This window comes from Pseudomonas sp. S2_A02 (genome assembly GCF_054668495.1).
The window spans coordinates 1175651-1187964 of the sequence record NZ_CP162776.1; the positions used below are offsets into that span (position 1 = coordinate 1175651).

Consider the following 12314-nt stretch of genomic DNA (forward strand, 5'->3'; position numbering starts at 1 on the left):
GCACTTCAAGGGGCCACCTCAGCCAGCGGTTGAGTGGCGAGAAACTCGGCCAGTTGTTGATTGAGCTCGGGGGTCGGCACCTCAAGATCGTCGTTCCTGATCGGCACCAGGATCCTGCTGCCGGGAGCCACCACGACGCCGTCCTGACGATTCCATGCCGCCACGCCCACGCGCCGCACCTGGCCGTCGGGCTGGATCAGCCATAGATAATCGCGCTCGGCGTCGTCGAGAATGGTGCATTGCCGGGCATAGGCGCGGACTTCCTGCATGGCGCTATAAGGCACATGACAAGGCTGAGCAACCGCCCCGAGGATTTCCACGGTGGACGGACGCGCGGGATACATCAGACGGTCGCCATCCTCCAACAGAGCGTTGCTGGCGAACCCCACTTCCACGGCAATCGGGTCGAGCACCGCGACTTGACGTCCGGTGACCGGCAGCCCCTCGATTTGCTCATACAAGCGCGAGCTCAAATCCGCTCGCGTGCCCTTGCCATCCAGCAAGGCACCCCGTTGCAGCAGCTTCAGATCAAACAGGACGCCCGCCTTCAACCGCGCTTGCTGATTCTCCAATGAGCGATGTAGCCACGCCGCACCCAGCCAGTAACTTTCGGCGTTGGGTTGGGCGTCGCGAATGACGTCCAGCAAGCGTGCACCGGGCTTGATGTCGAAATGACCAGGGCTGCGCACATCACCGCTGACCGTGATGGCCGCCTGGCTCACGCCCGAGCCGATCAAGAGCAAGCCAAGCAACATAAGGTTCGAACACTTCACCGGGCCGCCCCCCGGTCAGGGCGCACCTGCACGATTTTCAAGAACAGCTGCGGCGTCAGATGCTGCTCGCTGCGCAGGATGAAACCGTCCTGAGGGTCGACCCAGTAACGGTTGGTGGCACGGAAATTCAAGGTGGGTGCATCCACCTGCTCGTCGATACGCAGCAAGGCGTAATCCTTGTCCAAAATGCTGATGGTCTCGATGCCGTGGGGGCTGAAACGGCTGTTGACCGCGATACCGATTCGGTTGCCGTCGTAGATGTCGATCCAGCGCGTGCTGGTGTAACCGTCGGGCAACTGCTGAAGGCCGCGCTTGAAGGGCGACTCATCATTGAAGCGAGTGCCATCCAGTGAAACGCCCAGCCCGACGGTGCGCACCACCAGGCCATCGCGCATCATCAACACTTGCTTGCCGGAAGCGACCCAGAACTGCAGGTCGCCCCGTCGGCGAGCCATCGCCATCACCCCCTCGCTGGAGGGTGTGGTGACCAGAATCTGCGGATACGGCACGGCGTCGACCTGAGCGCGGGTCAAATTGATGGAGGCAGGCCCCGCGACGGACGCTTCAAGCGTGTCCCAGGAAGCCTTCATCAATGGGTTACACCCACACAACAAAAGCGCCATCGTCAGACTGGCGAAGGTAGGCAAATTTTTCACGGCGGGATTGAGCCTATATCTGCTGTTGGCTTCGCTGAGATCGTTAACTGAGCTGGCACCGGTGCCGAGGACACTGGCGGTAGGCAGAAGCTGGGTAATCAGGCGGTTCCAGCGAGTCACGCCGGCCGGACCGACATAGACGATGTCTTGCGGCTGCAAGTCGAAACGAGTGGCCAGCACCAGCGCCGAAGGTGATTCGGCATCGAGCTGGAACACCTTGGCCGGTTCGGTTTCCAGGTTGTCCGCGCCGCGAATTACGTACACCGCATTGCCATTGGAGGTGGTCTGATTCAAGCCTCCTACAGTGCCCAGAGCATCGGTCAGGTTGATCGATTTGCTCTTGAAGCTCAGCGCGCGGGGCTGGTTGACCTCACCCATGACATAGATTCGCTTCTGGTCGTTATAAGGCAAGTACAACCGGTCGCCACCCTTGAGGTAGACGCCCTGCAGCTGTGAGTCCTGGCGATTGAGAGTGTCCAGATCAAGCTTGTATTCGCGCCCGTCGCGGGACAGCGTCAGGCCGGACAGGTCTGCGTTCAAAGGATCCACCCCGGCCGCGCCAACGGCCTCCACTACGCTCAGCGGGGTGGTCGTGATCGGTTGCTGGCCAGCTTTGAGCACCGCACCGGAAATCACCACGGTCTGGCTGGCGAAGCGCAATACGCTGACGTCGACCTGTGGGCTTTCGACAAATTGCGATAACCGCTCGGCGATAAAGGCCCGCAACTCTTCGATGGTTTTCCCGGCGGCCGGAATGTTCCCGATGTAGGGATAAAACAGTGTGCCATCAGGACGAACCAGACGACCATTGGCATCAATCTGCTGTTGCGGCCCCGAAGGCGCCGTCAACTCGGGGTGATCCCAAACCGTGATAAACAACAGGTCATTGGCGCCCACGCGATAACCGCCCGGAGCATAGGACAACAACGCCGAGGGAACCGATTCGCGAACTTGCGTGGCAGCATCCATGGCAATCAATTTAGGCGTGATGGGAATAAGCTCCACCCGGCTACTTTCCCCAGAGCCGTCACTGACCATTTGACTGGTGTCCATGTGTTGACCAGGCGAAAACATACAGCCGTGCAAGCCGATACTTGCCAGCATAACAACAGATAATCTACGGATCATAATGGCACTACGCTAGTCGAGGGCAAATCTGAAACAAGATCACCCAGAAAGTTCCTGAGTGATCTTGAACAACATACTTCGCGGGGTCTTAGTTGGTGCCGGTTGTACCGGTTGTGCCAGTTGTGCCACCCGTTCCGGAGGTACCGCCATTGGAACTGCCACCGGAGTTTGAAGCCGCCGCCGCCGCACCGAGAATGGCCGCGCCGACCACCATGGTTTCGGCGACCGTCACGCCCCGACCAGCGGGGTGCTCAACGACAGTGGCTCGCTCACTGCTTCGCTCGCCGGTTGACTCGATGGTGCATCCGCCGCCAACGCTGCGGTGCTCATGACAGCCAGCAAGCCGGCCGTAAGTACTTTCTTCATATCAGACTCCTTCTCGACATCAACTCTGCATTAGATTTGATACTAAGGGACCGGGAATGGAACAGCAGGTCAATGAACTGATACCCGCGAAGTTGAGCGAGCCAATTCATACACATTGCCTCCATTGGAGGATGTCATTTATAGGGAGTGCATGCCATACGCCGAACCTCGGTCGCCTCATCCGCAAAAGCGCTTTCCGGAGCATGACGCGTTGACGAAAAAGGCGATTTTCAGAGACGTTCACTACGCAATAATATATTTTCGACACAAACTCCCAAACGACAATCACTTTCCCTTCGCGCCTATTGTTATTATTAGTCAGGATTTTCCTGGGGCTTATTCCGCAAGGTTCTACTGTGATCGAACATTCAAGGCTAAATAACATCAGGTCATAAATAGTTAATGTCAACTATAGCCCCTTATTGCTCAGTCATTCCCCGCTCAACATCAGCGCGCAAACGCGGATTGCGCAAGTCTTTTTCCGAGAGTTGAGGCGACTCCAACGGCCAGGCAATGTCCAGTTCCGGGTCATTCCAGAGCAGACCACCCTCGTCCTCGGGGTAATAAAAATCGGTGCATTTGTATTGAAAATCGGCGGTGTCACTGAGCACACAGAAACCATGGGCATAACCCGGCGGCACCCATAGCTGAAGATGGTTGTCAGCCGTCAACTTGACGCCCACATGTTCACCACAAGTGGGGATTCTGGATTGATGTCCACCACCACGTCGTACACACGCACCTTGAGTGACCCGCACCAACTTGCCTTGGGGCCGGGTCTTTTGGAAGTGCAAACCACGCAACACGCCATACTGCGAGCGCGAGTGATTGTCCTGGACGAAAGGCAATTCGATGCCGGCGTCGCGATAACGCTCCTGGTGATAACTCTCGAGAAAGAACCCGCGGGCATCGCCGAAGATTTTAGGCTCGATGATCAGTACACCGGGCAACCGGGTATTGATGACATTCATTTCGCGGGCTCCGTATTCAGCACCCGTGCCAGATATTGGCCGTAACCGGTTTTGTGTAACGCGGTGGCTTGTTTATCGAGTTCCGCGGCCGACAACCAACCCTGGTGGTACGCCACCTCCTCCAGACAGGCCACTTTCAAACCCTGACGCGCTTCGATGGTCTGGACGAAATGCCCGGCCTCCATCAACGAATCATGGGTCCCGGTGTCCAGCCAGGCAAAACCACGCCCCAGCACGCTGACGTGCAGATCTCCGCGCTCCAGGTAGGCGTTGTTCACGTCCGTGATTTCGAGCTCGCCGCGGATCGAAGGTTTGACTTTGCTTTGCAATGCGCACCACGTCTTTATCGTAGAAATACAAGCCGGTGACAGCATGGTCGGACTTCGGATGTTTTGGCTTCTCCTCGATCGAGATCGCCTTGCCGTTATCGTCGAACTCGACAACGCCAAAACGCTCCGGATCACTGACTCGATAACCGAAGACGGTGGCACCAGTCTGTCGTTGCGACGCTTCACGCAGCAAGGCGCTAAAGCCATAACCGTAGAAAATGTTGTCGCCCAGAATCAGCGCCACATTACTGTCGCCGATAAAATCCTCGCCGATCAGGAAGGCCTGGGCCAGACCATCGGGAGAAGGTTGTTCGGCATAACTGAGTTCAATGCCGAAAGAAGAGCCATCACCCAACAGGTTCTGGAAGTTGGGTAAGTCCTGCGGCGTGGAAATAATCAATATCTCGCGAATACCCGCCAGCATTAATACCGACAGCGGATAATAAATCATCGGCTTGTCGTAGACCGGCAGCAGCTGTTTGGATACACCACGGGTAATAGGATGCAAGCGGGTGCCGGAGCCTCCGGCCAAAATGATGCCTTTCATATAAGGATTCCCTTCAGAGTTGAATAGAGGCAGGGTTTGAATGGTTCAACCGATATGGCCAAGACGCTCAGACCGGTACTGTCCGTTGAGTATCCGTTGCCACCACCCTTGATGATCCAGATACCACTGAACCGTTTTGCGTAGGCCGCTTTCAAAGGTTTCCTGTGGTCGCCAACCGAGTTCACGCTCGATCTTGCTCGCATCGATGGCGTAACGAAGATCGTGCCCCGGGCGGTCGGTGACAAAGGTGATCAGTTCCTTGTAAGAGCCCAGCTCTTGATCGCGGGGCGCAGCTCATCGAGTAGCTCGCAGATGGTTTCCACTACTTGCAGATTGCGCTTCTCGTTGTGTCCGCCGATGTTGTAGGTTTCGCCCACGGTGCCGCGCGACACCACTTCGAACAGCGCTCGGGCATGGTCCTCGACAAACAGCCAGTCGCGGATCTGCGAGCCATCGCCATACACCGGCAGCGGCTGGCCGTGGATGGCATTGAGAATCACGTGGGGGATCAGCTTCTCGGGGAAGTGGAAGGGCCCATAGTTGTTCGAGCAGTTGGTGACCAACACCGGCAGACCATATGTGCGGTGCCAGGCGCGCACCAAGTGGTCGGAGCCGGCCTTGGACGCCGAGTACGGTGAGCTTGGCTCGTAAGGCGTGGTCTCGGTGAACAGATCGTCGGTGCCTTCCAGGTCGCCATATACTTCATCGGTGGAGATATGGTGGAAGCGAAAGCCCTGTTTCCGTTCCGCTGCCAGTCCCGACCAATAGCGGCGGCTGGCCTCCAACATGCTGTAGGTACCAACGATATTGGTCTGGATAAAATCCGACGGGCTGTCGATGGAACGGTCCACATGGGACTCAGCCGCCAGGTGCATCACGGCATCGGGCTGGAAACGCGCGAACAGTTCGTGCAGCGCCTCGGTGTCGCAGATATCCACCTGCTGGAATTCATACCGGGGACTGCCCGCCACCGACGCCAGGGATTCGGTATTGCCGGCGTAGGTGAGTTTGTCGATATTGAGCACACTCACATCGGTGTTGTCGATCAGATGGCGAATAACGGCAGAGCCGATAAAACCGGCACCGCCGGTGACGATAATACGTTGGGTCACTTGCTGTACTCCTTCGGGTACCACTGGATCAGTAATTTTTCATATTGGGAAAGGATGTTTTCCCAAGCGAACTTTTCGTTGAAGCGACGGGTGCTTTCAGCCTTCATCGCCGCGATCAAATGGTTGTGGTCGTCGCGCAAGTACTTCTCGAACAACTTGGCACAGTCGTGCTCGTCGTCGAAGTACACCGCCGCATCACCGGCGACCCAACGGTTGAAGTGGTTGTTATGGGCAATCACCGAGCAGCCGGCGCCCAATGCCTCCACCAGCGAAGGGTTGGTGCCCCCTACTTGATGGCCATGGATGTAAAAGCGGCTGAAAAACCGCAGCGCCCGGACCACCGCCGCCTCATAGATAGCGCCGGGGAAGATCACTTCTTCGCCGGCCGCGTCCATCACCCGCTTGTGGTACTCGTTCTTCTCTGGCGTGAAGTTGCCCAGCACCACCAACTTATGGTTACGGCGCTTGCTGCTGAAGGCCTTGACGACCTGCAGAAAGGAGTTCTCCGGCTCCGGCCGGGCGATAACCACCGAGAAGCCGTGGGGCTCCAGGCCATAACCGGCCAGGGCGACCGGGTCTGCCTCGTGCACCCGGTCCCCGCCATAGGGGATCATGGTGACCTTCGAATCCTTGACGCGGGTAGCCAGGTGATCCCTGATTTTCGGGTGGTCGGCCACCAAGTGATTGCCGATCCAGCAACCCGCCCGCTCGTTCAGCCAGAACCAGGTTTTCGCCACCAGCCCCCACTTCTCCCGCCGCCATTCAATGCCATCCATATTGATGACATTGGTCTGGCCCTTGATCCGTTGCAGAATATTGAACGCCGCCGTGTTGTAGCCGAGGGTCAGAAACAGCCCTTTTTGGCCCAGCGCATGGACGGTGGCCTTCCAATCGAAAAACACCGTGCCCGCCACGCCGGTATTGGCGATCGGGATATGGATCCGATGAACACCCTTCCACTCACTGGTCGATATACCGCCGGTACCGTCTTCCTGGCAGTAGACAGTAACTTTCCAACCCTGCTTGACCAAGTAGAGGGAGAGTTTTTCGGCGAAGGTTTCAAAACCGCCGTGTTTAGCGGGGATGCCGCGGATGCCGAGGATATAGAGGTTTTTCATAGAGGCGCTTTTTGGTTCTTTCAATGTAATGGGTTCTCAGAGTTATCTGAAATTTTTAACGTGCTTCTAATCTATTCTAAATATTGAAATAATAAGGAACACATGAAACATGATAAGTCTGATGGTATTCCCATGGTGTGACTTGACCTGATTTTTAATATGAATTTTCTAGCGTAGAATTTATGTGCTCTTTATAGCTTTTTAATGAAAATTTCTTGTAATAAGTATCCAGTGCACACTTGCTCAGCTTTTCGTACAGCGGGCTGCTAGGCGGAGGAAGTTTTAGCAGGACATCCTCAAGACTGCTGTGGTTGGCAGGAGTGAAGAGAAAACCATCTTGTTCATGGTTAACGATCTCCACCAGACCACCATGGCCTGCAGCTATCACAGGTTTTCCGACGGAGTACGCTTCGATCGCTACTCGACCGAACGGTTCCGGCTTCGTGGAGGGAACAACAACATAACTTGCCCATTGAAAGTGCTCGGTTGGATCCGAGCAAAAAGGGAAAAACTCAACGTTGTCGGAGATCCCATATGAGTTTACTTTTTCGATTAAATCCTTTTCCAGGTATTCGTATCCCTCGAAAGGACTACCCACTATCCTTATGTGAAGGTCATCTCCGGCGTTATTGGCTATCTTTCCAATTACATCAATGAAAAAGTCTTGCCCTTTCCATGTGTTTATCCTACCGATCAAAAGTAGATTCTTGGAGTCTCTTTCAGCACGCACCGACGGGGCGCTGTAAAGAGGGGCTACACCATTATAAATCACTGTTCCCGGAAGATTAAAAGCGGCCTTAGTAGCCTCGGAATTGAATATTAATTTTGCACCTGAGAACCGTAAAAGCAAACGGAAGATCACAATGAGTTTTTTGTCTGGAATTTCTCGAATGTGGCAAAAGAAACTCTTCTTCGAAAATCTATAAAAACCAGCAGCAAGCAGTGCGGATACCATAACGGTCGTATTTATGTATACCGCACTAAACTCCTTATATTTTTTGCGTAATACAAGGTTGCCTTAATTAGTTCTATGCCATAGCTGACTGGGGTTTTCAGCTTCTGTTTTCTCAGTATTCCGTAGGGGTAATACTCTATTTCGGCACCTATATTTTTAATTAGAGCAGAGAGTTCCCCAAGAAAAGGTAAGATGCAATAGATCTTCTTTTTTGCGGAAATCGATTCAATCGCCGTAAGGAAACTTCGATCTGAACCGTACAGTTCGGAGCTTTGATGAAGGCAAAGTATTTCATCTCGCATAGGATTTCCTTGGGATCAGTATGTGCAACGAAAGTAACATCAGGGATAAGTACCTGATGTTTTTTTCTTTAAGGCATGTGTTTAGGCTAAACAACAGCACATATAATGATATTTTAAACTTGTGATGTTTTACGTAATCGAAAACCAGTGGCCTCGACAATATGAGATTCCGGAATCGCTGAACCTTTTTGGTATAAGCTTGCCCACCCTCTCTGAGTGCTGAGCTATGGGGAATTGATGTGTTGAGAATGAATATTTCGCTGTAGTAGTTTGCGTAGTCGATGAAAAATCGGGTATCAACCCCATAGAAACTCAAGCGCTCATCAAATTTCAAGCCCTGCGACAGTGCTTCTTTAGATATGACGGTCCCACTCATCATTGCTACTATGTTTTTGGATGGGACGGGGCCTGTCACCAAATCTTGCACGTTCAATGCTCTGCCGCGAACACCCTTTATGGTTCCAGGCGATATAAGATTGTGGTTGAACAAAATTTGAGGGACCGCCACTGGCACAGTGCTTCTGAAAAACAAATCCAAACTGGATATATAATGATTAGTTACACTGGAGTCGTCATCCAAAACTACAAAATAGTCCGACTCTGCACTGTTGGAGATCAGGGTGTTGTATACCATTGAAAGGCGTTCGTTTTTTCCACTGTGGTAATACGTTATTTCACCAGGCAATGTTGGGACTGATGCCTCCCCAAATCCCTGCTCAGAATTATCCCAAATTGAAAATTTTGGAAGAATTCCTGCTGACTGAAAATCCAGGTTGGCTAGCGACTTGAGTGTAGTGGTTAAACCAGGACTGGTAGAGTAAACCACAACAAGGAAGTTAACATGTACACGTTGGTTCTGTGTGTGCATCGTGACAAACCTAATAGTTTAGCTACGGTTAAATTGAACTAATGGCCATTGTCGATGTACGACGATTAAGGTCTATTATGGCTAGCGGGAATAAGATTGCATTAATGCATGCAATGGTACTCCCAATGGCAACTGCAGCACCCAATATACCCCACCCCCAAAAGCCAATAAGTCACGAAGGGAGACAGTGCAACTGTCAGATACAGCGCTACATTAAGATGATAAATGTTTGAAGCATTCTGGTAATAATATCCGCACACCGAAGTAGAGCAATTTACAAAATAGCCTAATAATACGATGTAGCATGCGACGTGGAAGCTTTCCGGTATTTGCCCACTAAACTTTACTAAGACCAACAGAAAAACTAGATAAATGCAGGAGAAGGAAGTTAATTTTTTCGTATTGGACCAGAATATTTTTTTTATGGCTTGATAGTTAGATCGACTGGAAAGCTCTGAAAACTGAGGCGCGGATATAGAATTTATTGATACCGATATAAAGGTTGAAAGCATTGCCAGTCTTTGGAGTATGTTAAAGACCGAAGCAAATGAAGCGCCTAAAAGCAAGGAGGCTAACAGAAAGGGCAGCCAACCAACTAACTGGGTTCCTATTGTTGCGGATGCAAACTTCAGTTGTGTGGCTAGGAATTTTATTGAATGGCTTTTTAGATAGAGCAGATATCGGAGCCCACGTCATGCTTGCTTTTCTTGCAAGCACAGCAGAGACAATCATGTAAATTAAAATGGAGGCGTAGAAGGAGGCTACAATCGTTGTGTCGGGAGCTAAAGATAGAACATCAAAATGGGTGGCGAGTTTAATCGCGAGATAAAAAGCCAAAAAAACCCAAGGCTGAATGACATTGATGCCTAGGATTTGAATGATCGTCTTATGCCTGGCTTGATATATAAAAAAAACCGTATTAGCGGCAGAAAACAGAGGAATCAGTAAAAATATTAGAAGTATTGACGAGTGATCATTGCTAGCGCTTGATATGCTACTCCAGTGTTGGACGTAAAAATCTCCAAGAAAGTATGTAATTGGGATCAGTATTGAACCGATCAAAAAGCTAACCATTACAGATTGATTGAAGCAGTCCTGCACTTCCTCACTGGACTGTTTGTAGTAATTTCTTACCAAGTGGATGTCCGATCCGAAGCGCGCTATGACTGCGGAGATCTGAAATATAGTATAAGCAACCAGAAACAGGCCTGCCAAACCACTGCTTTCTATTTTCAAAATAACAATATTTGCAAGCAGTACTGCTATGGCGCCGGTAATTCGAACGCATAGTAAGTGAAGTGATTTCGATTTCAGTATGTTCATCGTGGTCTTGGTAGCCAATTGTTTAAGTAGTTGACTTCAATAGCTTGATCGCTGTTGTGTCTGACCAAGTTGGCTGAGATGACCAGCAAGATCCAGGTCATACAGTAGTATATGGACCCGGATGAATGCTGGAACAGTGATATAAATGCTGTGGCGCTAGTAATACCGAAAGCGAATACTATGATTATTTCATTTTCTGGCAGCCTAGGTGAAGGGCTGCCAGCTGCCGAACTGTTTAGGGCTAAAGCCCCCCGCTTCACTTGTAAAACTACTAACGACCTATGGAGTAATACTTAATACCTTTGTCTTTAAGCTTTTGAGGATCGAAAAGGTTTCTTCCGTCAAAGATTATAGGCTCGCGAAGTTGGTTTTTAATCTGATCCAGGTCGGGCGCTTTGAAGGCCTGCCATTCAGTAATGATGATTAAGGCATCGCTTTCTTTTAAAGTCTCTTCTTTGGTTCCACACAGACTCAAGTCTTCACGATTGTTGTAAATTCGCTGAGTTTCTTCCATCGCCTCTGGATCATACGCTCTCACCTTGGCGCCGTTTTTCCATAGAGCCTCCATCAGTACGCGACTGGGTGCTTCACGCATGTCATCCGTATTCGGTTTAAAACTTAAGCCCCAAAGAGCGAATGTTTTTCCTGCAATATTTCCATCGTAGTGATTAAATATTTTTCTGAAAATTACACTCTTCTGCTCATTATTTCTTGCTTCTACGGATTTCAGAATTACTGCGTCAAAGTCCAGCTGCTCGGAAGTTTTAATGAGGGCTTGTACATCCTTAGGAAAACAAGATCCACCATAGCCGGATCCTGCATAGATGAAGTGGTAGCCAATTCTTGGATCTGAACCTATACCTTTTCGTACCATTTCGATATCAGCTCCGAGCATTTCTGACAAGTTAGAAATCTCATTCATGAAACTGATTTTTGTTGCAAGCATGCAGTTGGCTGCATATTTCGTCAGCTCAGCGCTGCGAACGTCCATGACAATTATTTTTTCGTGATTCCGGTTGAATGGAGCATAGAGGTCACGTATGACTTTTTCTGTACTGGCCTGCTCCGTCCCGACAATTATCCGGTCCGGACGCATGCAGTCAGACACTGCAGAACCTTCTTTTAAAAATTCTGGATTCGATGCAACGTCAAATGAAAGATCAGCGCGACCGCGTTGAGACAGTACGCTCGCAACTCGCTCCCTCACTTTATCGGCCGTCCCAACAGGAACGGTAGATTTGTTAATGATAATACAATTGCTTTCGATGTTACTTGCTATCGTTTCGGCAACGGCCAGTACATATTTCAGGTCCGCAGATCCGTCCTCATCAGGAGGTGTGCCCACGGCAATGAATTGAACCTCTCCATGTTTCACTGCAGATGCAGAGTCAGTAGTGAATTTCAATCTTCCGGCAGTGTAGTTTTCTTTAACTAAAACCTCCAATCCTGGCTCATAGATTGGAATAATTCCCTGCTCCAGGTTTTTTACTTTCTGCTCATCTACGTCCACACATATTACATCGTGGCCAATCTCGGCTAGCACCGCTCCTTGAACAAGACCTACATAGCCAATTCCGAATATAGTGACTTTCATGATGATTACCTGTGATACAAATGTTGGTTTTTGGCTCACACCGCCCACTTGGAAACCTAAGGGATCCCAGGCTCCTTGGTAGCCTTCAAGTTCGGCAGTAAGAATGTCCGATGAGGAAGGGGGCAGCATTAGGCACGCTACCGCCCCAGGATTTTTCGTCATCTTCCTCAGGACGTAGTGTTTCCGTGAAATATCGGTTTGATCGTGCCTATTGGCTAATGACCCGGCGCAGCAATAAACGATAAAAACTCAAGAACAACAGCAATACCGTC

The 12314-nt window shown here is 51.0% G+C and carries 8 protein-coding genes and 4 pseudogenes; all 12 read right to left on the reverse strand.

Annotation, left to right across the window (positions count from 1 at the left end; translation table 11 throughout):
• Positions 1-5: 5 nt before the first annotated feature.
• A complete protein-coding gene (locus AB4O41_RS05145; protein WP_460146556.1) occupies positions 6-773 on the reverse strand; it encodes a capsule biosynthesis GfcC family protein in 768 nt (255 codons plus the stop codon).
• Positions 770-1429 carry a YjbF family lipoprotein gene (locus AB4O41_RS05150; protein WP_460148289.1) on the reverse strand — a complete coding sequence of 220 codons (660 nt, stop codon included), beginning with the start codon at positions 1427-1429 and terminating at the stop codon, positions 770-772. Before AB4O41_RS05150 ends, AB4O41_RS05145 begins: the two co-directional genes overlap by 4 nt.
• Positions 1430-1447: 18 nt before the next feature.
• Positions 1448-2557: pseudogene (locus AB4O41_RS05155) on the reverse strand (polysaccharide biosynthesis/export family protein); the annotation flags it as partial.
• Between the two features lie 88 nt (positions 2558-2645).
• A pseudogene (locus tag AB4O41_RS05160) lies at positions 2646-2923 on the reverse strand (hypothetical protein).
• Between the two features lie 419 nt (positions 2924-3342).
• Positions 3343-3894 carry a dTDP-4-dehydrorhamnose 3,5-epimerase gene (gene rfbC, locus AB4O41_RS05165; protein WP_460146557.1) on the reverse strand — a complete coding sequence of 184 codons (552 nt, stop codon included), beginning with the start codon at positions 3892-3894 and terminating at the stop codon, positions 3343-3345.
• Positions 3891-4770, reverse strand: a pseudogene (gene rfbA, locus AB4O41_RS05170) (glucose-1-phosphate thymidylyltransferase RfbA). The gene rfbC and the pseudogene rfbA overlap by 4 nt, the downstream one beginning before the upstream one ends.
• Positions 4771-4815: 45 nt before the next feature.
• A pseudogene (gene rfbB / locus AB4O41_RS05175) lies at positions 4816-5882 on the reverse strand (dTDP-glucose 4,6-dehydratase).
• A complete protein-coding gene (locus AB4O41_RS05180; RefSeq protein WP_460146558.1) occupies positions 5879-7000 on the reverse strand; it encodes a DUF1972 domain-containing protein in 1122 nt (373 codons plus the stop codon). The pseudogene rfbB and the gene AB4O41_RS05180 overlap by 4 nt, the downstream one beginning before the upstream one ends.
• 154 nt (positions 7001-7154) lie before the next feature.
• Entirely contained in the window at positions 7155-7955 is an 801-nt protein-coding gene (locus AB4O41_RS05185) for a glycosyltransferase family 4 protein (RefSeq protein WP_460146559.1), read from the reverse strand.
• Between the two features lie 291 nt (positions 7956-8246).
• Positions 8247-9125, reverse strand: a complete 879-nt coding sequence (locus AB4O41_RS05190) for a glycosyltransferase family protein (protein ID WP_460146560.1) — start codon at positions 9123-9125, stop codon at positions 8247-8249.
• 531 nt (positions 9126-9656) lie between these two features.
• Positions 9657-10448, reverse strand: a complete 792-nt coding sequence (locus AB4O41_RS05195; protein WP_460146561.1) for a hypothetical protein — start codon at positions 10446-10448, stop codon at positions 9657-9659.
• Positions 10449-10719: 271 nt separating this feature from the next.
• Entirely contained in the window at positions 10720-12042 is a 1323-nt protein-coding gene (locus tag AB4O41_RS05200) for a UDP-glucose dehydrogenase family protein (RefSeq protein WP_460148290.1), read from the reverse strand.
• Positions 12043-12314: the final 272 nt, after the last annotated feature.